A 21,416-nucleotide genomic window follows, 5' to 3' on the forward strand; every position below is an offset into this window, starting at 1 on the left:
AAAAAGCGTTATCAGCCGACAGTGTGTTTTGCCTCTTCGATCATTTCGTTCAGCAGATTCCGAATACGTTCCAGCGCTTCGGGGGAGACAGCCTCGAACCGGGTAACGAGAATCGGTGTCGTATTGCTGGCACGGACAAGTCCCCAGCCGTTTTCGAAAATGACCCGCACGCCATCGATCGTTACGATATCTTTGATGCCGAGTTCACTCTTTCTTTCGTTCAAAAGCGCTTTGAGTGCATCGATGATCGCGAATTTTTTCTGGTCGGTCGTGGGAACCTTGATCTCGTCCGTGCTGTAGAGTACCGGAAGCTTTTCGTATTCGGCATCGAAATCGAAACCGTTTTTCAGCATTTCGAGGATCCGCAGCATCGTGTAGATGGCGTCGTCGTATCCGAAGTAGCGGTCATTGAAGAAGATATGCCCGCTCACTTCCGCCGCCAGGTCGGCGCCTGTCTCCTTTAGGAGTACTTTGAGGTTGGAATGACCCGTTTTATGCATGATGGCCTTGCCGATTGCGTTGATGCCGTCGTACATGACCTGGGAACACTTCACTTCGCCGATCACGGTGGGATTCTCCATTGTTTTGGCGAAAAAGAGAGCCAGTATATCTCCTTTGAAATTGTGCTTTCTGCTCAAAAACGCGATGCGGTCGCCGTCGCCATCGAAGGCGAAGCCGTAGGCCGCGCCCTTCTGCAGCACCTTTTTGAGATCTGCGAGATTCTCCTCTTCGCTGGGATCGGGATGGTGGTTGGGAAAAGTGCCGTCGGGCTCGAAATAGAGTTTCGTGGCAGATATCGCCAGTTTTTCAAGAAGCGGCTCGATCGCCACACCGGCGGCACCGTTGCCGCAATCGATCGCCATCTTCGGGTCGAAACCTTTCAGAGCCGAAAACTCCTTTGTCAGGTAGTCAACATATTTTTCCAGAGCGGGGATTTCTATGGCGTCGGTTTCGTCGGCGATGGCGATGTGGCTGTTCGCTTCAACCTCGCGCCCCAGGGCGTAGATGTCCTCTCCGTAGAAAGGAAGCTGGTCGATCGTGATTTTGAAACCGTTGTATTCGGGAGGGTTGTGGGAACCGGTAATCTGGATACCGCCGGCGGGCATCACCTCTTTGCCGCCCACCCGGAAGGTGTTGAAGTTGCAGAAGTAGTTGACGGGCGTGGGAACGAGGCCGCCGTGGAGCACGATCACTTCCGCCGCATTAAGACCGCTGACCAGCCAGTCCGAAAGCTGCGGCGAGTGGGTTCTCGCATCGTAGGTCACGACAGCGTAGTCTCCCCTCTTTTTGATCCTCTTTCCCAAAAAATATCCGATCAGTTTCACCGTCTTTTCGTTGAGGTCTTCCTGGAAAATACCCCGGATATCGTACTCTCTGAAAATATGCTGCATGCAATATAACCTTTTTGGGTGCTATTTTATCAAAAAATCGATGCGTTCTTGCTGCAGAATCGCCGTAATCTGCGCGATTTCACTCTTGGAAGCTCTTACGTGCCAGGTGGCACCCGCCGGCTCGAAATCTCTTTCAACGGTGGCATTTGCAAGTTTGCCGATTCTGTGCTCCCATTGGGACATTCGGGCGTAAGGGGTATGGAATGTGATGCGTGCAAACTCTTCGTAGGGGATCAATTCGGCAGCCGATACGACACGTTTCGCCGCTTCGCCGTAGGCTCTCGCCATGCCTCCCGTACCTAGTTTGATGCCCCCGAAATAGCGGACGACAAAAATGGCCGACGCGATCAGGTCGTTGCCACGCATCACATGAAGAAGGGGTTTTCCGGCACACCCTTTCGGTTCACCGTCGTCGCTGCTGTTTTCTATAATATGCCCATGTTCGTTGCGCTTGCGATAGGCCCAGACGATATGGCTGGCTTTCGGGTGCTCGGCGCGAAGACGGGTTTTTGTCTTTTCAAACCGATCCATGGGCACCAAAAAAGCGAGAAACTTCGAACGTTTGGCTTTCGTCTCGGCATAATGCGGTGTAGCAACTCTCTTCATTGTGTTAGAATTCTATCCGATTCCGTAAAAAAACCAAAGGGGTGCCGATGAGTTTCGATGAACGGGCCAGAACATGGGACGCTTCAAAGAGAAGACAGGCGCTGGCCGAGAGCGTCGCCGAAGCGATCCGGGACCGTTTCGCTTTGGATTCCTCGATGCTACTTCTCGATGTCGGTGCGGGGACAGGACTTTTGACACGCCGTCTGCTGCCGAGTGTCGGTAAAATGGTGGCTCTGGATACCTCAACGGGCATGCTCGAACAGCTCAGAGCGAACCTTATGGAGTTCGGAGAGAAAATCGAAGCCGTCCATTCCGACATCATGGCGTTCGAGACGACAGAAACGTTCGACGGAATTGTCAGCTCCATGACCCTTCATCACATCCCCAACACCGATGCGCTGCTGAGAAAACTTCATGGCCTGGTTCGTCCCGGAGGTTTCATCGCGCTAGCCGATCTTGCGCCCGAAGACGGGACATTTCATGATCACGGCAACGAAGGGGTCTGGCATTTCGGATTTGAGGAAAAAAGTCTGAAAGAGTCTGCGAAAAAGGCGGGATTTTCCGAGATATCGTATCGTATTGTCCACCGTGTGCAAAAGTGCGGCAAACGCCGTTACGACATCTTCTTGCTGGGTGCCAGAATCAAAGACCGGGCACAAGACTCGAAATAAACGGAGAGTCTCACTTCGTTTCGTAAAAAGATGAGGCTGTGTCGGCGTATTCGAAAGGGTCTCGCACTTTTCCATGAGCCCCCTGTCGGATTGTTTGCCGGGTGCTACAAAACCACCGAGTTGTTGACACAGATTCTGTTGCGCCCCGCATTTTTCGCGCAATAGAGCTGTATATCCGCTTTTTCGATCGCCTCGTCGAGATTGGATGCCGATATCACGCTGTCGTTGATACCTACCGATATCGTAATGTGCAGAATATTGTCTCCGATGACGAAGGGCGACGTTTCAACCGTCTTTTTGATTCTCTCTGCGACCTCCATCGCCTCTTTTTGGCTGTTGGTTTTGAGGAAAATGATGAACTCCTCTCCTCCGAAACGCACCAGATAATCTTCACGCCGAAGCATTCTTTTGACTCTTTTGGTAAGCATTTTGAGCACATCGTCACCCGTATCGTGGCCGTATGTATCGTTGACCTCTTTAAAGTGGTCCACGTCGTACATGATGATCTGGTACTCCTCATAGTTGCCGTTGGCGAGAACCTCGTAGAGAAATTTCCTATTGCAGGCCCCCGTCAACGGATCGATGAAACTGCGGGAGCGTCCCTTGAAATAGTAATAGATCTGGATGTATCCGAAGATCAGGAGTATTCCGATGATGACGGCGACGCTCAGAATCAACGTCTTGATCTGGGAAAATCTCCGCTGGACATCGGTGCGTATGGAAGCGGACAGATCACTGCCCAAAACGGCGGCCACACGCCCCTTTTCAATGATCGGAACAGCAACGGAGACCCACAGCGTGCCGTTTTTCACATGTTTGAAAAACTGTTTCTCTCCGCTTTTGTAGGCATTGTCCCAGACATTTGAAACAGGTTCGAACCGCTGTTTGAACATTGCCTGTTTTTCAGGATCCATTTCCGCATCCAGAAGATAGCGGTATTTGCCCCTTTTGTCCCTGTAGATGACGAAAATGTTGTCGATCTCGGGAGTCTTGTAAAAGGCGAGATTCTGTTGCAGTCGTAAGCGCAGGGCCGGCTGCGCCTCCAGTTTCTCAAGAAGCGCACCGTCCGAGAGGTATTCGATCAGTCTTGCCGCATTGCTCAGCTCCATTCCGTAGCGGTCGATGATCATTTCGGTCATCTCCTGCCGGGTCGATGAGAGGACCTTGTCGACCTGCAGATAGAGATAGATCATCGCCATGGTCAAAAGTGTCAGAATGACGATTCCGATTTTCAGTACCAGGTCGAATTGGCGTGTGATCTTCATTATTCGATCTCTTCGAGATAGTCTTGCAGTTCGGGCGCGACGGTCAGACCGAACCGTTGAAGTCTGGGTTTTGAAAAAATGATGGTCGGTCGTCCTTTCATCCAGAAAAACGCACCGATTTCATCCTTTTTCCTGACCATCAGGCGGTAATCGTTGGAGAGCCTGGGAATGGCTTCACATTCGTTTCCTTTGACGATATTGTGCTTCGTATCGATGATGAGTGTCGCATCCGTACAGGATGGGAGCACGTCGATACCTGGTATTTGGATAAGTAATGTTTTTATTTTCTCATCTTCCGTATAGACCCTGTACTGTTTCAAAGAGAGGTCGAAAATCATACGTTTCCATATTTTTATATCGATCGAGTCTTCGGAGGAGGCGAAGAGTTGGAACGAAAAAAAGAGACCTAAAAAGAGTATGAACTTTCTCAAAACAGCCACTCCAAAGAGAAATAGACCTGTCGCTCCACTACCGGAAGTACAGTATCGCCCAACGTCGCGTTCGGAAACTGCTGCGTTCTCAGATCAGGCAGTCGAAGGGTGTAATATTTCGTCTTTTTCGCCTTATCAAGAATGTTGACACCCTTGATCGCCAACGTCAGATCTTTGCTCAGGTGATATTTCAAACCAGCATTGTAATCCCATCCTTCGTCGACACCCGTGGTTTTTTGACGAAAAATCAATTCATTGAACAGATCGAGATTGTCGAAAGTGTCCAGTAGCCGGAACATTCCGCCTGTATAATTTTTGTTGGAACCATCGAAACTCTTGTTTAGATGGGTATAGTAAAAATTGAAATCGAGTCGGTGGTTGTCGCTGAAGTTGTGAGAAGCTTCAAAGACGGCATTGAATATATTCAGATCGATCGACTCGACACGGTTGCCTTCCGTGACCGACCAGTTGACGATATTGACATCCTGTGCATTGGACCCGGAAGCCACCACCCGATACTGGTCGGCATCGTCGATATATTTGGTTTCCATCGAAAGGGTATTGAGTTTCTGGGAATCGAGTTGCGCATCGTGCAACAGGAGTTCGAAAAGCTGCGTGGAGAGTTCGTTGTGGGTCAGGAAGGTCTTGAAATGCCAGTTGTCCCTGATGAAACTGTAGGCGATTCTTCCCTGCCATGTATCGAGTGAATCGTCGTTCGATTCGCCATCGTATCTTCTTTGAAGGTCGTAGTAGTTGTATTTAAAGGAGAGGGAGAGCATGGCGTTGCCAAAAAGTGAGACCTGATCCTGCAGATAGAATGACCCGATATTGAAATGGGCCTTGTCCTGGGCGTTTCTGACCTGGTTGAAAACCATCTTGTCGGTTTTCGCGGCTTTGTAACGGTATTCGACACCGCATTTGAGGAAGTGCTCGCCCCATTTCCAATCTTTATAGATTTTCGTCGTGAACAGATCGCCTGTGCCTTTGAGTGCAAAATGGTGCTGACCGTCCGGTCCCGGAATCCAGCTGCCCGGGTTGAAGGGATGATCCGGATTGAACGGATCGGACGGGTCGCCCGACGGGGCGAAGGGATAATAGATCTGTCCCCAGAAGAGTGAGCGGGATCGCATATCCATTTCCAGCGTCGAGTGGATATAAGAAAGATCGGTATGAAAACTCCTGTTAAACCACTCACCCGAGTACGATGCTCTCAAAACAGGCATTTTCCAGTACCCTCCGGTGGGTGTAATCTCGGTGCTTTGGGCCGTGAAAGGGTCATGCTTCTGATTGAGGTATTCGAATTCGAACCGGTCGCCCTCGCGTTGCAGATCGAAAAAGAGATGCTGCTGCCGGTAGTTTTTGGAGAGGGTGGAACCGAGGTGTTGATCGTGCTTGAAATAGTTTTCACTCTCCTGCGCATAGGCGAAATACTCCCATGTATCAAACACCATGGCATGGGAAACGTAAGCCTCCTGCGAGCCTCTGTCTGCGAGGCGCATTACCAGGCTTCCGCCGTTTTCCCGTTCGGGCTCTTTGGTGTAGAGCTTGATGACAGCGATGGCCGGTTCCGTGGCCACGTCGAGCACGGGCGAGTCGTAGTAGATCTCCACATGGTCGAACATACCCATGTCGACATTGCCGTAAAACTGAAGGCCACTGCCGGAGAAACCGCTGGTGATTTCATGGTCGTTGACATAGATTTTAATCGAATCGCTCGAATAGAATACGGGGTTTTTCTGCAAAGGATCGGGCATGCCGAAACTGTTGAGATCGTACCGGAAAAACCACATCGATTTGATCAGATCGGAGAGGCGGTAAACCTGCATCCGTTCCAGATCGTCCCGGGTGTAGACAGTGACGAAGCCGGCATTCTCTTTCTTCGTTTGTTTCGAAAGATCCGCCTCTTTGCGGTAACTTTTCAGAAGATCCTCCATCGATTCGTCTGCATGGAGCGAAGGTGCCAGACAAAGAGGAAGCAGGATGAGTGCGGCCGCGGAAAATGCGTATTTTCTCATGGTTTTCAATCGACCTGTTTGCTCTGACGATGATAGCGCTGGACTATATCGGGATCGGGATGGAGTATGGAACTCGCCTCTTTTCTTCCCTCATACGGAATTTTCGAAAGGACATAGCGGATCGATTCGAGACGCGCCGATTTCTTGTCGTTGCTTTTGACAATGATCCAGGGTGAATAGCTGGTGTGCGTCCGGCTGAACATCTCCTCCTTGTAATAGGTGATCTCATCCCACATTTTCTGCGCTTTCATATCGATCGGACTGATTTTCCACTGCTTCAGGGGATTGAGTTTGCGCTCCTTGAAACGCTTCTGCTGCTCTTTTTTCGAGATGGAGAACCAGAATTTGATCAAAATGATGCCGTCGTCGATCAATGCATGCTCCAGCCCCGGCACCTCCTGCATGAACTTTTCATACTGCTCTTCGGTGCAGAATTTGAAAACCGGCTCGACGATGGCCCGGTTGTACCAGCTTCTATCGAAAAAGACGATTTCACCCGGATTCGGAAGCTGGGCGATATAACGCTGGAAATAGAACTGCCCCATCTCCACTTCTGTTGGCTTCGGCAGGGCTACGACCCGGTAGCGGCGGGGATTGAGATGCTCTGTAAAGCGTTTGATGGCCCCTCCTTTTCCTGCCGCGTCCCGGCCTTCGAAAATAATCAGTACGCGCTTCTTGTTCTCGTAAATCCAGTTCTGCAGTTTGACCAGTTCGATCTGCAGTCGGACAAGATCCTCTTCGTAAGCGACCGTCCGAAGCGCCTTGTCAAGTTTTTTTCCTTTCGCCAGCAGTGTCAGCCCGCTCTTGGTGTGGAGCTTTTCCATCAGTTTTTCGATGCGTTCGATCTGCTTGAGCGTCTTTTTGTCTTTCGCCTCTTTTTTCAACTGTTGGAGTCCTTCGTTGATCATATCTTTACCTTTGTTGCGAAATTATATGTCTTTGGATATCGTCCGGTCTTTCGGCTTTCAAAATATCCGCGAACTCTTCCGGAAGATGGAGTGTATATCCCCATGTCACAAAGATCGCATCGACACGGGCACCTTGGGCCGCCATGAGATCTTTGGGACTGTCACCGATCATCCAGATTTCATCATATTTCGATTTTTCGACTATTTTCAAAATCACTTCGGGATCGGGTTTCGCTTTTTCGACCCGGTCCGCACCTATAATATCGGTAAAATGGTGCGCGATGTTATTGTTTTGAAGTATCATTTCGGACGTTTTGCTGGGTGCGTTGGTCGCGATGTAGAGATCACACCCTTTCGACTTCAGCGCCTCCAGCAGTTCGGGAATTCCCGGAAAGGTCTTCGCGTTTTTGACACACTGTCTGCTGTAGTGGTCTTCAAAAAGCGCTTTGGCCTTCTGCTCGTACTCTGTGACACCGTAAAATTCCAATGCGAGATTGAGACCTCTTTTGTTGATTCTGTCGATGACGAATGCCGAATCCAACGGATCAAGACCATAGATTTGAGTGCGCACATGATTGATGGAAGCGGTGATGTCTTCCTGGCTGTCGACCAGGGTCCCGTCAAGATCGAAAATAACGGTTTTCACAGCAACTCCTTTGTATAATGGGTCCAAAAACAGGGTAGCCGGTGAAACGTGTCCTCGCCTTTTCGCTTTTTTTTGTACAGCTTCTTTCGGCTGTGCCACTGCCTGTCAAATTCAGAGGCAACGACCATATCGAAGAGAGCCGGCTCTATGAAGTGATGGGAATTCCAAAACCTCTTTTTTTCGAATTTTGGAAGAAAAAACCCAAAATCGACCCCACGAAAGTCAACGCACTGCTTCCTGCTATCGAAGAGTACTACAAATCACACGGATTTTACCATACAAGAGCGTCCAGCCGTATCGAAAAAAACCGGATCATCATCGATATCGTAGAGAATGTGCCCATCAGGGTTGCCGACGTATCCGCCGTCTCGACACTGGATATAGAAAAGATCATTCCATTCCATCCGGGGGATCGTTTCGATGCGGAACTCTTTGTCAAAAGCAAAGAGAAGATCAAACGGTACTATAGGGACAATCACTTCTGCAACGTCTATCTCGATGCCAAAGCATTCGTGGATATCGAAAAAAACGAAGCCTATATTGTCTACGATGTCCATCCGAACGACCCCTGCGTTTTCGGAAAGATCACAATCCATACGCCTCCGACAGTGGATGAAAGGATCATACGCTCACTCCTGATGTTTCGGAGCGGAGAGCCCTATTCGGCCGAACTGATTCGCCGCTCCTACCGCGAAATCTATGCCAACGAGGGCATCGAGCGTGTCATTATAGACGACACGAAACACCAAGGCAACGAAGTACCTGTCAATATCACCGTAACGGTCTATACCAAGCCTGTCCACTTCACGGCCGGTGCAGGTTACAGCAGCGACGAGGGCATCAATCTGCAGATGGGTGTCAAACACCGCAATTTTTTTGGCAATCTCAAGACGGTGGGCATCGATACACGCTACTCCCAGATCAAGCAGTATGTCAGGACGACGGCTGAGATGCCCCTGGCCCACCACAACCGTCTCGGTATGGAAGCGGGCGTGAAAAAGGAGATTTTCGACGGATACGACGAATACTCCATACTCGCCAGTTTCAATCTCAAACATATTCGTCATCCCCACTACTTCCAGGAGGGAATCATCTTCGACAGATCCGACACGAGGAACAGCAACGACCCTGTCAATTTTCCCAACGGAAAACTGACGATCGTCTCTCCGGGCCTCAGATGGGAGGTGGACAGGCGCGATTCATTTCTCGATCCGACCCAAGGCTATCGGATAGAACTGGAGGGAAAGGGTTCGGTGAAGTGCTACGTTTCCGATGCGACTTACTATAAAATCATGGGATCGGCTTCCTACCATAAATCGGTTGACTGGGGTATCGTTTCGACCCGATTGAAACTCGGATCGATCGATGTAATGACCGGGCGCATCCCGCCATCCTACCGTTTTTATGCCGGCGGCATGAATTCCAACCGCGCCTACAATTATCGCCGCCTCGGTCCGAAGAATCGTTACGGCGACCCTATCGGCGCTTACAGCATTGCGGAAGGGACCCTTGAGTTTCGTATACCCCTGGGAGACAATTTCCGATGGGTGCTCTTCAGCGATGTCACCTTTCTGGGGCAGGATGCGTTTCCGGATTTCGGTAAATCCTACATCGCTGTCGGCCCGGGAATACGGTATCTCACACCGATGGGACCGATCGCTCTGGATGTCGGTTTCGATGTCGAGGACTTCGGGCAGTTCGCCTTCCATTTTCATATCGGAGAGCTCTTCTGATGCGAAGGCTTTACGCAAAACTGGCACTCTCACTGCAGGGAGCGATCATCCTGACCGGACTTTTTTTCTATGTGACGCTCCATCCCGAAACGACCAATTACATCGCCAAAAAAGCGCTGCGAGACAACGGCATCCTCTACAAAAAAATCGAAGGAACTCTCTATACCGGTTTCGATGTGTACGACATTGCATACAAAAAAGCCTTTCACGCGCGACACGCCTCCCTTCACTATTCGATTTTCAGACTCCTTTCACCGGCCCCTGCTGTCGATTCCGTGCTTCTTGAAGATGTGAAAATCTATCCCGGGCGCTTCGACTTCAAAACCAAAAAGGGGAAAAAAACCTCCTCTATCGTGCTTCCTCCCCTCCGCATAAATCGTATCGCAATCGATAACTGCGACATATTCCTGCCCGATCGGATCGGTTTTGATCTCGATGCCCGAAATTTCCGATGGTTCGGCCGCGATTTCGACATTCCGTCATTTTCCATCGCAGTCCGCTCCCCGTACGCCCGCGGCCGGTTCGAAGGAATGCTTCACAATCTCGATGTCACGCTCAAAGGGCGGGCTTCCTTCTCCCGAAAATACCACCTTATGGCGGCAAAAGTGCTTCGAAAAGTTCCCGAAAACCTCCCGATCGCGATACATATCAACCAAAACAGGCTGAAAGCTTCCACCCATCTGGCGACACCGCTCTGCCTACGCGAACACAACCTCTCCATCGGCCGTTTGCATCTTGACTTCAACTACTTTTTCGAAGAAAACTATATGACATCCAAAGCAACCTACCGCCTCAGGACAACGGCGGTCGATGCCGATATCAACCAAACACTGCTCATGACCCCTTCACTGGCTTATGCATCCAGAGTCAAAGGTGTGGTGGTGCGGCAGACCCACCCCCTGCCGGCAAAGCGTTTCGAGGCGGATGCCGCCGGAGACGAGAGTGTCGTGACGGCGGACTTTTACATGGGTGCTTTCAATATCAGCCTCTTTTCCACCGATTATGATCTATTCGCCCTCAAAGCGACAGCAAAACCCCATAAAATAGAGTATCTGGAACATCTGCCCAAACTTTTCTCGCAGCAGACGATCTCGCTGGAGGCGAATGCCACGGCCAAAATATCTCCCGATCCGTCACTCAAAGGGGTCATTCGCCTTGACGGTAACTATTCGACATCGAAAAGCTTCGTCGAGATACATCCCGAATCGGTTCTTGTCCGTGCCTCCGTCGAACCCAAGGATGTGCGAGGGGGTATCTGGGAATCTGTGCCCCCCATGTTCAAATCGGAAGTCAACGCCTACATCTTCTACTCGAAAAACAACAAACTTTTCAATATCTCGGCTCCCAAAGCCTATATTACCCTTTTCGAAAGAGACAAAGTGGTCAAAGGGTGGGCCAATGTGGGATCTTTGACACTCGATGTCAAAGGAGGCATCGAAAAGGACGATTCCGTGAATCTGGATTTTCATACCCATATCGACTCCCTCTATGCGCTCATGCAGGATTTTAATATCAAAAGCGAGGTCACCGTCGACGCGGAAGTGGATAGCCGTTTCAGCCTCCGGATTTCGGATTGGATCACCCTTCGATACCATACGCAGATACCATGGTACCTGGTGCAGCCCGATTCACAAACGGTCTATTACGGGCTCGATTCCAGGCTTGTCGGAGGGGTCAATGGAGAGAAAATCTCGATCGACAGCTATGACATCGGATTCAAAGAGCGCCGTTTCACTCAAAAGAGACCATCCTACTTCCACTTCGACCAAAACCTCACCTTCCATGTCGATCGCTTCTGTGTTCTGGACACGGGCGAGCTGAAGGGGTCGCTGAATCTTAATGAAATGACGGGCGACTTCCGTTTTGAGGGAGAGGCTATGCGCTACGTAGGAAGGGAAGGTAACATCACCGCCGATGCGGGCATCGATGTCAATCTCACACAAAAGAGCCTTGACGTCGAGGGAGAAGTCAAAGTGACCGATGCGAACATCACCTATATGCCCAAAAAGGAGTATACCGTCACCGACGAGGATATCATCATCATCCAGGACATCAGGGAACCGAGCCATACCCGTAAAAGTCTCAACGTCCGAATCTATTCGACAACTCCCCTAAGATACGATATCCCGATGATACATCTGCGGTTCAAGCCGGATGTGACGATATGGAAAGAGCCTCTCAAACCCACTGTACTGCTTGGAATCGTCCGCCTGGTCGATGGAGCCCTGGATGTGGAGGAGAAACACTTTCGCATCCTGCCCTCGGAAATCTATTTCGGCGGCGCTTACCCCATCAACCCCTACCTCGATCTGCATATCCGGTACGAAATCGACTTCAATCGTTTCAATATCTACGTAAGCCACACGCTGGCGGATCCGGTCTTTCTCTTCTCCTCCGAGCCACCGATGAGCCAGAACGACATCATGAGCTATATTCTTTTCGGAAGTCCGGCCGACGAATCGTTTCAGGGACGGGGAGACGCATCCACTTCCGTCGCGACGATGCTGCTCGGCATGGGGTTAAAGAGTGCCATCGGGTCTGCAACGGGACTGAAATTCGACACCTTCAATATCCTCAACACCGAAGAGGGAGGGTTCGGTATCGAAATCGGCAAGCGTATCGGCAAACGCTTCCGGATCATTTATCGCAACGACACGCTTTCGAGCTTCATCATTCAGTACAAGATCTCCAGGAGCATCCGGGTCGATGTGGATGTCAAAGAGACGGGCCAGGGAATCAACGTGCTCTATATCAAGGATTTCAGGGATCTTGGACTCTTTGACAAATCCTCCGGGGATGAATCACGATAAAACCGTCCTCTCTGCTCACCATGGACCCGTTGACAACCACCGGCTTCTTTGAAAGCGTCATTTGCTCTTCATAGCCAAGAAGATAGCGCAGCAGCTGATAGACGTGATAATGGGAAACAATATGCGTCAGGCTTTCGGGCAACTCAACGTTGGCCGCGACCATCAAGGGCACTTCATACACAACAGGGTCGAACGTGTTATGGCCGAATCTCCCTTCTTCTCCGGTAAACTCTCCATGATCCGACGTCATGACAAATACGAAGGGAATGTTTTGCTCTCTCAAGTACCAGATGATGGCATCGTAAAGCATGAAACTGTAACTAAGGGAGCGGTGATAGTTTACAAGCGGCTCATCGGATTTTTTCCCCGGATAATAGATATAGGGCGAGTGCTGTCCGATCTGTTGCAGCACAATGAATCGCTTTTTGGTTAAGTTGGAGGACTCGAGCGCTTCGAAGAGGTGAAAGTCATACAGCGGCGGACACGAAGTTTTGGCGTACGTTTGATAGTGATCGATAAACGGTCTCTGCAAAAAGGGTTCGATGTAACGAAGGCTCTTTGGACTTTGAGCGGAGCAGAACATCGTACTGTATCCGTTCTTTTTCGCCAATCGGAAAAGATTGGTTTCGTTTTTTCCGGAAAGCTGCCGGGGATCGGTCAATCCGTTGAGCAACAGCGGTACCGAAACATCGGTATTGGTCGCCCCCGCATAGATTTTTTTGTAGAAATTGCCACTTTTTTTTAATCTTCTTTCCACTTCGCTGTCGTATTTCATGCTTTCGCCAATCACCAGGACGATGGTGATATTGGATTCCCTGAGAGGATAAAGAGGCGCCTGCGCCCTTTGCAGATATTCCGTGTTGTCCCGAAAAAGCGTCTGCATGGTCGCGACACCCAGCTTCATACCCAACGTGGCATCAGCAGAAAGCAGTATCAAAACAAGCAAAAGCGCCCTCTTCGTCCATCGCCCCATCGTCAATGTACAACTTTCGCTGAAAAATCTTCTCAATCCCCCAACAAGCAGCAGTCCGATTATGAACAAAAGGGTGGGCCGCAGAAAAAGATGCCCCATGGCAAAAAATGTTTCGAACGTTTCGTCAATGTGGCCAAAAAACAGACGAATATCCGCGGCGGATACCTCTCTTTGGAAAAAGGTAAAAAAGAGGTGATGGAGATAGCCCAGAAGCAGCAGGGCCGGATAGAGAATCGTACCTCTTCGGAAAAAGCATGTCACGAACAGAATGAAAACAAAAAACACGAGGCTTCCGGCAAGTGAGACGCGATGCGTGACAAAAAAGTCCGAAAAAGCGCAATAGAGAGAAAATGCGAGTGCGGCGAACAAAGAAGCGGCACGCATCAGTGATGCCGAAGAAACCTCAAAAGATAGCGGTCCGGCGAAACTCGGATGTCCACCGGGCTGTTTTGGATAATTTTCTCCGCTACCATCTTTCCCATCATAGGGCCGAAGACAAAACCCCGTCCGCCGAAACCACCGATCAGGAAGAGCCCCCCGATGCGGGGTATCGAACCGTCTTCGGGTTTGAGGCTTTTGGACGGCTTCCCAAGGCGTGCCAGTGCCGTTTCGGCATCGGCGGCCGCTCCGGCCAACGGGAAATGGTCGCTGACCGAGGAGCGGTGCCCGGCATAGATGCGCACAATCTGCTGGTCCTGCAAAGATGGAACCAGTCCGACGGCATCGACGATGAGCTGGTTCACCCGCTCGATCTCGCTTCGGGAGTCGTTTCTGACATGGGTCGCCCCGATGCGCACGATGCCTTCCACATTGGCGGAGACCGAAAGTTTCCGATGGAGGGTCACGGGTATTTCCGCATCGCTGCGCACATCGACACGCTCGCCCCATACTCCGCCTATTTCGATGTAGGGAATCTTCACCGGGAGACGATCGGCACCTGTGGCCAGCACGATGTTTTCCGCCGAAAATTGCCCTATGTGCCAAGCCCCTTTCCGATAAACCGGCTTCGCGTCGAAACCCCACCGCGTTTTGATACCTTCCATCAGCCTCATCGCCACCGTCATCGGGTCGACAAAAGCGGCATCTTTGAAGAAAAAAGCGCCGAAGCGCATCGCCTCAGGCGCGATGTGGGGAAAGTCCGAAGCGGTCACTTTTTCGAAAGGTACGTCGATGAATGGTTCGAAGGATGCGAACTTTTCGGCATCTTTTTCATCTTTGGGTATCCGGACCAGCCCTTTTTGGAAGAATCCTTCCGGAACCCTCTTGGCATAGAACCTAAGGGCGAAGCGGTAAGCTTCGTTCGTGATTTTCTGAAGGTCGCCGCCGCGTCCAAGACGGGGGGAGAGAAAAGCCCCCGCCGCCCCGCTCGCTCCCGCAAGCGGCCCTTTTTTGTCCAGCAGCAGGACCTTCTGTCCGGACTTTTTGAGCCACCAGGCTGTTGAAATGCCTGCGATACCGGCACCTATAACTATTGTATCGTACAGCCGTTCATTCAACGCCAACACTCAAACACTGATCTCTTTGATATCCGCAATCTCTTTGAACGCTTTGTAGATGCTGCCCACCAGGTTTTTCCGGTTGGTGCGGATTTTCTCATTCTCCGTATTGACCATGACATTGTCGAAAAAACGATCAAGCTGCGGTTTGAGCGAAAAGAGCGCATCCAGCTGCGCTTCGTACTCCTCGTACTCTTTCGAAACGACGTCGCCAAAGGAATCCCAGAGAGCTTTTTCCTCCTCTTTTTCAAAAAGCGAAGGATCGACGCTCAAATCGCCTTCCAGGTCGACATCTTTGCTGATGTTGGCCACCCGTTTGAATGTGGTGAACACCTCTTTGAATTCGTCGCTTTCGGTGATGTTCCTGAGCGCCTCGACCTTCCTGACGATTTCGTTGACATCCCGCTCGCCGCTTGCCAGGACCGCCGTGATGATCGAAGGGTTGGCATCGAGCGCTTTGTAGAAGCGTTCATCGAAAAATTTCTCCAGTTCTTCCGTCTCGAAGGGAGCGTACTCCTTTTTGAAATACTCGATCATCTCCGTAATATGGAAGGGGATGCCAAAATGGGTCACGATGCGAATGATTCCCGCCGCCGCGCGTCTGAGAGCGAACGGATCGCGGGAGCCGGTCGGTATCTTGCCGACGGAAAAGAGTGCCATCAGGTTGTCGAATCTGTAGGCGATGGCAAGCAGTGCGGCGAAGAGATTTTCGGGAAGGTCGCTCTCCTCACCGGCGGGCAGATACTGGTCGCGTATCGCCACGGCGACAAGATCCTCCTCGCCCAGGGCCCTGGCGTAGTAGTATCCCATGATCCCCTGCAGTTCGGTGAATTCGTAAACCATTTCACTGAGCAGATCGGCTTTTGCGAGCATGGCGGCACGCTCGGCAAGCGCCTTGAGCTCTCCCAGCTCTTTGGAAGTCTCTTTTTCGAGTCTTTCGGCATACACTTCCGTCAGCGTCGTCATGATGACGCTTTCGCGAACGCTTTTGTCAAACATCGTTCCCAGCCCGTCCATATAGACGATATTCTTGAGCCCTTCCGGGTCGAGTCCCCGTCTGAGGTCGTTTTCGTAAAAGAACATGGCATCGGCCAGCCGGGGCTTGAGTACCCGCTCGTTGCCTGCGACAACCTGGGAGAAATCGTCGGTTTTGGCATTCGAGACGACAACGAATCCGTTGTGAAGTTTTCCATTTTTGAAAACGGGAAAGTATCGCTGATGCTCCTTCATGCTGGTCATGACCACTTCGGGAGGTAGCTTCAGGAAACTCTCATCAAAACGTCCAAACAGGGGGGTAGGATACTCCGTGATGGCCACCACCTCTTCCATGAGTTCTTCGTCCCGCCCTACTTCGATATCCAGATCCTTTTCGATGCGGTCGAACCCTTCGAGGATGCTCTTTTGGCGATGGTCGGCGAAAAGGTCGACACCGCCGTTTTTCAGTGCCTTGAAATAGGCTTTCGGAGAATCGACCGTTACCGGATCGAAAGAGACCTGCCGGTGCACACGGGTCGTGTTGCCGCTGCGCACGCCAAAAAGCTCCATCGGCACCACTTCATTTCCCAGAAGCGTCAATACCCACCGTACCGGGCGGATGAACTCCTCTTTTCTCTCGCCCCAACGCATCATTTTGCCAAAGCGCATCGAACCGAGCCAGGTTTTCACCATCTCTTCGAGCAGCGCTTCGACCGGTTCGCCTTTGATGATTCTTTTGTAGTAGAGCACCTCTTTGCCGCCCTTTTTGCCGCGGCCTATCTCATCCAGAGACACCCCGCACTTCTTAGCGAAACTCTCCGCCGCTCGGGTCGGCTTCCCCTCTTTGAAAGCGATCTGTACCGGCGGGCCGAACATCTCCTCTTCGCTGTCGGGCTGCCGGGTCGGAAATTCCGGATGCCACAGCACCAGCCGGCGCGGCGTGTAAGAGAATTCGAATTCGCTCATAAGCCGGTTGGCCTCCAGAATATTCGCCCACGATCTTTCGATGTCGTCAAGTATTTTAAGCAGCGGAATGGCGGGAAGCTCCTCCACCCCGATTTCGATAAGCAAAGGTTGCATCATGGCTCTTACCTTACAATTGGAAAAGTTGATGCGATTGTACAGAATCTGCGCTTATAACGAGGTGAGAGAAAGAGTAGAGCGCGGTTTCGAAGGTCTCGTCCACCCGCTGTCATACGAGGGTTGGACACTTCTGTTCGTAGCCAGCGGCCGATTGATGAGGATGAAGATGAGAACCTTTTTGAATACCGGGGAATCTGCAGAAATATTGCAAACAGCCCATATGATCAAGTGCCCTGCTACCCGATCGACGTCGTAGGGCATTTACGGAAATTGTACCGTTTCATGGCAAAAGAGAATAGCCATGATACATTTCTTAATTTCCGTTTCCTCACATTTGTGGGGCGAAAATACGCATGACGTTTTCACCCAGCCGGCGCACCTTGGAAGCCGGTGCGAGACCATAGCTCGAATCGGCAAGGAGGCTTTGCATCCACCTCTCCGTATGGCGGATAATCGCCTCCGAATAACAGAAACTCACTACCTCGTAGTTGAGCAGCAGGCTGCGGTTGTCGAGATTGACCGACCCGAGCATCGCTCCCAGGTCGTCGAAGAGAATGGCTTTGGCGTGGAGCATATTGCCTTCATAAAGCGCCACGTCGATCCCCTCTTCCGCCAGCTCTCGCATGTAGCTGCTGCGCGCCAGGTCGGCAATGCGGTGGTTGGATTTACGGGGTGTGATGAGTTTGACATCGACTCCTTTGTGATGGGCGATACGCTGAGCCAGCATCATCGCTTCGTCGGGAACGAAATAGGGGGTGACGATCCAGAGCCGTTTTCGAACGAAAAAGGCAGCGCTGACAATCGCTTCAAAAAGCGCGTCGCCGGGAATGTCGGGACCGGATGGAACCACCTGCATATAGGCTTCGCCCTTCCCTTCGTTCATTGGCTCCAATGGCAGTCTCTCCCCCGTCGCGAATCGCCAATCGGCGGCGAAAACTTCCGCATAGCGGTGTACCACGGGGCCTTCGGCGTAAAGCAGCATATCTTCCCAGCGGTTGGGCACGGGGGTGGGCCCCAGATACTCCTCGCTGAGGTTCATGCCGCCCGTCAAGACGGCGCGCTGGTCGAAAAGATAGATTTTGCGATGGTTACGAAGGTTGATGTAGTTGCTCCTGGGCGATTGGAAAATAGGCATAAAAAAGCGCACATCCACCCCCGCTTCTTTCAAACGGCGAAGCGGCTTGCGGCGAAAATAGACCCCCCACGACCCCACCGCGTCGATCAGCAGTTTCACCGTCACTCCCGCCCGGGCCCGCTCGATCAGCAGGTCACCCAGGCGTCGCGTCACGTCGTCGTCTTTGAAGACGTAGGTGCTGATCCAGATAGTGCGCCGCGCCTCACGGATGGCGCGCTGCAGATAGGAAAATGCCTCCACCCCGTCGAAAATGAGCCGCACTTCGTTCCCGTAGGTCGCTTCGGGGATGCCGTTGTTGCGCAAAATCCCCTCGATGGGGTTACCCGTCTGCGCAGTCGGTTTTCCGGTAGTCCGTTTGGCTTGTTTCGCCGGAATCTTGCGGGTGCCGATCACCAGATAGACGAGCGTCGCCAGGTAGGGCACCACCACCATCGCGAAAAGCCAGGCGATCATGCTCGTCGGCGACCGGCGCTGGTAGAGCATGTGCAGAAACGAAACGACGATCAATATCTCCCAAAGGAGAAAAAAACCCGTCGCCAAAAGGGATCCGTTCACTTCGATCATGAAAATCTCCTATCCAAACACGAAAGAATCGTCGCGAAATGGTCACTCCCCACCAACCGCAAGGCCGGCTTGGTGCTTCGCAGGGCTATGAGGTATTCGTAGGTCATCGGTTATTCGGTAGCTTCATCTGTCATCGACCCTATGATTTCCCGCGCTTCACGCAGCCCTTCATTGTCGCCGTAGAAATACTCTTCGAGCAGTGGATCGATTTTATACTGAAGGACGAATTTGAGCTCTTCGTCACTACTTATCGGCATGAAGTAGCTGTGACCCAGGCGGTACTCTTCGCCCAGTTGATCCGCGACGAAGTTGTTCAGTTCTTCAAAAACTTCTCTGGCTTTCTGGTGTTCTATCAATTCCGCATTCGGCGCCATCTTCAAAAAGGTGAAGCGTCGCCGCAGCGCCACGTCGATGAGGGCGATCGATTTGTCGGTGCTGTTCATCGTCCCGATGATGTAGAGGTTTTCGGGCACCGTGAAGCGCTCTTTGGAGTATGGCAGCGTCACTTCGAGCGTGCCGCGTTTGTCCTCTTCGATGAGGGTGATGAGTTCGCCGAAGATTTTGGAGATGTTGCCTCGGTTGATTTCGTCGATGACGAGGTAGTAGTTTCGCTCCGTGTCTTTTCGCGCATCATCAACGATTTCGCAAAAGACTCCTTTCGTCAACACGATTTTTCCCTCGTTATTGGGACGAAACCCTTCGACGAAATCTTCGTAACCGTAGCTTTGGTGGAATGTAACGAAACGGATACGGTTGTTTAAACTCTCATCGAAATCGGGCAAATCGTAATGATCGTTCGAAGTGATAATATCGAAAATTTCCCACTCGGACTTGCCCTCTTCGATGAGTTGGATGAGTTGTTTGATGTTGTGGGTTTTGCCGACGCCGGGAGGGCCATAAAGTATGATGTTATTAATATAATTTAACTTGTTTTTTTGAATAAAATAATGTTTTCCGTTTCTCTCAAAATCATTATTATCTTTATTTTCTAAAGTAAAAAAATTTATATTTTTTTCACCAAAAATATCGACAAGCCTCCTTTTTATTTGCTCAACCGTTAAATCAGATGACTGATCTATTGCATCTTTGTATATTGCTTTAACTGGATATTGACTGGCATCTTGATTGATTGAAAAATACCATTTGACCGATAATGGAACATCAAAATCGTTGGGATTTTCACGAAATTTTTTCATGCTATTTTTAATTTTATTTTTATTAGTTGATATATTTTCGTAATATTTCTCATGTTCTTCGAGAGATTTTTTCGCATTTTCACAATAATTTTCATCAAAATCATTACAAATAGATTCAATGAAATATTTTTTTGCATCATTATTTATTGTTTGTGTAAATTTTTCGCCTTTTAACATATAAATTAAATTATTCAAATAAATTTTCAAACTTGATTCATTCCAATTGTGATCGCTATCTTTTTTTACAGTTTCTTTTATTTTATCAACAATATGTGCTTGTGTTTTAGTGTTTATGACATTTATTCCATTTTCTTCAATATAATTTTTAAATTTTTCATATACGTCTTTTATGTGATTTTCTGTAATACTATTTTTCATCAAGCATATCCTTTAAATTATTTTTGATATTTTTCATAAATTCATTGGAAGCATATCCTAACTCCAAACTCCGCATCCTCAATCTTACCACGTTCTCCCCTTCCCCCAGAACCAAATCTTCCCGCACATCGACACGATGTTTGGGGTAGAGCAGCATGACATCTTTTATGCCGAAGTTGATGCCGTAGGCGAACATCTGGTATTTGTCCTGGGTGGCGAGGTCGTCGCGGTTGGCGATGCTTTTGTATTTGGTGTCGATGATGAGACGGTCGGTGAGGATGTCGGGTTTGAGCTGGAGGTTGCCGAAGTTGCGCTGCACCTGCAGGCGTGCGGTGGAGTCGATCTCCTGAACGAGTCGCCCGACGAAGGCTTCGAAGACCTCTCCCATATCGAACAAAAAAGCGAAGCTTCGCTCCTCTTTGGTGGAGGGGAGCGGCACGAGCCTGTCGAGGATCATTTTGGCGATGGTGTAGCTTTTTTCGAAGCGGCGGTTCAATCGGTCGAAACGGACGGCATGGCGGCGATGGTCGATGCGCTGGCGGGTCACTTCGTCGAAGATCGCTTCGCAGCGTCGCAGGGTGGCATCGTGGCTGAATCGTCGAAAAATGTCGATGGCATAAAGAAAGAAACGGTTGAGCGGATTGTCCATGCTGAATTCGTCATATTCACAGTGGAGGTTCTGGTGGTGGAAGTGGCGGAAATTCTTTTCGAAAAGGTATTTGCCCCGCAGCACTTTCAGGTCTTCTCTTTTCGTCACGTAGCTTCGGAAAACTCCCCGTTTGAGCTCTTCGAAGAGCCCCGTGGCGAAGAGTCGGATGAAAAGCTCCAGAATATCGTGCTTTTGATTTTGGGCTTCGAAGAGGTCTTCGTTTCGTAGATCGACCCCTTGGGCGTAGAGCAGCATCGTGATGAAAATGTCGAGGTTGTCGGTCGCTTCGTCGGCGATTTTGGGGACGATGAAATAGCTCTTTCCCTCCAGTTGCAGAAAACCGCAGTAGTTGTCGGGCACGACCCCTGCGAAGCTGTTTTTGAAATAGGGTTGCAAAGCCGGAGTGCGGCGTATCGTTTCGGCCAGCTCTTTCGGAACGGGCCGATTTTCCGTTAGATATTCCATGACATGATCGTCTTTTTACCACTCCA

The 21,416-nt window shown here is 50.5% G+C and carries 16 protein-coding genes; 3 read left to right on the top strand and 13 right to left on the bottom strand.

Annotated features, from left to right (window positions below; all coding sequences use genetic code 11):
* Positions 1 to 11 precede the first annotated feature (11 nt).
* Together JMG82_RS02005 and JMG82_RS02010 are read right to left on the bottom strand one after the other, a co-directional pair.
* Positions 12 to 1,391, bottom strand: a complete 1,380-nt coding sequence (locus tag JMG82_RS02005; protein ID WP_201353271.1) for a phosphomannomutase/phosphoglucomutase — start codon at positions 1,389 to 1,391, stop codon at positions 12 to 14.
* 21 nt (positions 1,392 to 1,412) lie between these two features.
* Complete coding sequence (locus JMG82_RS02010) at positions 1,413 to 1,997, bottom strand: IMPACT family protein (protein ID WP_201353272.1); 585 nt, start codon at positions 1,995 to 1,997, stop codon at positions 1,413 to 1,415.
* Between the two features lie 47 nt (positions 1,998 to 2,044).
* Between JMG82_RS02010 and JMG82_RS02015 the strand changes: the two genes are divergently transcribed.
* The gene (locus JMG82_RS02015) at positions 2,045 to 2,668 is read left to right on the top strand and encodes a class I SAM-dependent methyltransferase (protein WP_201353273.1); all 624 of its coding nucleotides are present in this window, start codon (positions 2,045 to 2,047) and stop codon (positions 2,666 to 2,668) included.
* 104 nt (positions 2,669 to 2,772) lie between these two features.
* Here the strand turns inward: JMG82_RS02015 and JMG82_RS02020 are convergent, their stop codons facing one another.
* The 5 genes from JMG82_RS02020 to JMG82_RS02040 are packed head-to-tail and all read right to left on the bottom strand — an operon-like array spanning position 2,773 to position 7,933.
* Positions 2,773 to 3,933, bottom strand: a complete 1,161-nt coding sequence (locus JMG82_RS02020; protein WP_201353274.1) for a diguanylate cyclase — start codon at positions 3,931 to 3,933, stop codon at positions 2,773 to 2,775.
* Positions 3,933 to 4,364 (bottom strand): hypothetical protein, encoded by a 432-nt coding sequence (locus JMG82_RS02025; RefSeq protein WP_201353275.1) that lies wholly within the window; start codon positions 4,362 to 4,364, stop codon positions 3,933 to 3,935. The genes JMG82_RS02020 and JMG82_RS02025 overlap by 1 nt, the downstream gene beginning before the upstream one ends.
* Positions 4,361 to 6,379, bottom strand: coding sequence for a TonB-dependent receptor (locus JMG82_RS02030; protein WP_201353276.1), 2,019 nt, complete (start codon positions 6,377 to 6,379; stop codon positions 4,361 to 4,363). The genes JMG82_RS02025 and JMG82_RS02030 overlap by 4 nt, the downstream gene beginning before the upstream one ends.
* A gap of 5 nt (positions 6,380 to 6,384) precedes the next feature.
* Positions 6,385 to 7,287, bottom strand: a complete 903-nt coding sequence (gene ppk2, locus JMG82_RS02035; RefSeq protein WP_201353277.1) for a polyphosphate kinase 2 — start codon at positions 7,285 to 7,287, stop codon at positions 6,385 to 6,387.
* A 4-nt stretch (positions 7,288 to 7,291) separates the two neighbouring features.
* Positions 7,292 to 7,933: an HAD family hydrolase gene (locus JMG82_RS02040; protein WP_201353278.1), complete on the bottom strand. Its 642-nt coding sequence runs from the start codon at positions 7,931 to 7,933 to the stop codon at positions 7,292 to 7,294.
* Between the two features lie 41 nt (positions 7,934 to 7,974).
* On the opposite strand from JMG82_RS02040, the gene JMG82_RS02045 reads away from it, so the two are divergent.
* Together JMG82_RS02045 and JMG82_RS02050 are read left to right on the top strand one after the other, a co-directional pair.
* On the top strand, positions 7,975 to 9,666 hold the full coding sequence (locus JMG82_RS02045; RefSeq protein ID WP_201353279.1) for an autotransporter assembly complex protein TamA: 1,692 nt from the start codon (positions 7,975 to 7,977) through the stop codon (positions 9,664 to 9,666).
* Positions 9,666 to 12,476, top strand: coding sequence for a translocation/assembly module TamB domain-containing protein (locus JMG82_RS02050; RefSeq protein ID WP_201353280.1), 2,811 nt, complete (start codon positions 9,666 to 9,668; stop codon positions 12,474 to 12,476). Before JMG82_RS02045 ends, JMG82_RS02050 begins: the two co-directional genes overlap by 1 nt.
* On the opposite strand, the gene JMG82_RS02055 is transcribed toward JMG82_RS02050, so the two are convergent.
* The 6 genes from JMG82_RS02055 to JMG82_RS02080 all read right to left on the bottom strand — a co-directional run bounded on the left by JMG82_RS02055 (position 12,427) and on the right by JMG82_RS02080 (position 21,390).
* On the bottom strand, positions 12,427 to 13,734 hold the full coding sequence (locus JMG82_RS02055) for a sulfatase-like hydrolase/transferase (protein WP_201353281.1): 1,308 nt from the start codon (positions 13,732 to 13,734) through the stop codon (positions 12,427 to 12,429). The two genes, JMG82_RS02050 and JMG82_RS02055, sit on opposite strands and share 50 nt — an antisense overlap.
* A 98-nt stretch (positions 13,735 to 13,832) precedes the next feature.
* Positions 13,833 to 14,954 (bottom strand): NAD(P)/FAD-dependent oxidoreductase, encoded by a 1,122-nt coding sequence (locus JMG82_RS02060; protein ID WP_201353282.1) that lies wholly within the window; start codon positions 14,952 to 14,954, stop codon positions 13,833 to 13,835.
* Positions 14,955 to 17,003, bottom strand: a complete 2,049-nt coding sequence (glyS, locus tag JMG82_RS02065) for a glycine--tRNA ligase subunit beta (RefSeq protein WP_201353283.1) — start codon at positions 17,001 to 17,003, stop codon at positions 14,955 to 14,957. It lies immediately after the preceding gene.
* A gap of 328 nt (positions 17,004 to 17,331) precedes the next feature.
* Positions 17,332 to 18,702, bottom strand: a complete 1,371-nt coding sequence (locus JMG82_RS02070; RefSeq protein ID WP_201353284.1) for a phospholipase D-like domain-containing protein — start codon at positions 18,700 to 18,702, stop codon at positions 17,332 to 17,334.
* 110 nt (positions 18,703 to 18,812) lie between these two features.
* Positions 18,813 to 20,276: an McrB family protein gene (locus tag JMG82_RS02075; RefSeq protein ID WP_201353285.1), complete on the bottom strand. Its 1,464-nt coding sequence runs from the start codon at positions 20,274 to 20,276 to the stop codon at positions 18,813 to 18,815.
* Positions 20,266 to 21,390 carry an McrC family protein gene (locus JMG82_RS02080; RefSeq protein ID WP_201353286.1) on the bottom strand — a complete coding sequence of 375 codons (1,125 nt, stop codon included), beginning with the start codon at positions 21,388 to 21,390 and terminating at the stop codon, positions 20,266 to 20,268. Before JMG82_RS02080 ends, JMG82_RS02075 begins: the two co-directional genes overlap by 11 nt.
* Positions 21,391 to 21,416 lie beyond the last annotated feature (26 nt).

Origin of the sequence: Hydrogenimonas urashimensis (assembly GCF_016593255.1) — a bacterium.
Taxonomy (GTDB): Bacteria; Campylobacterota; Campylobacteria; order Campylobacterales; family Hydrogenimonadaceae; genus Hydrogenimonas; species Hydrogenimonas urashimensis.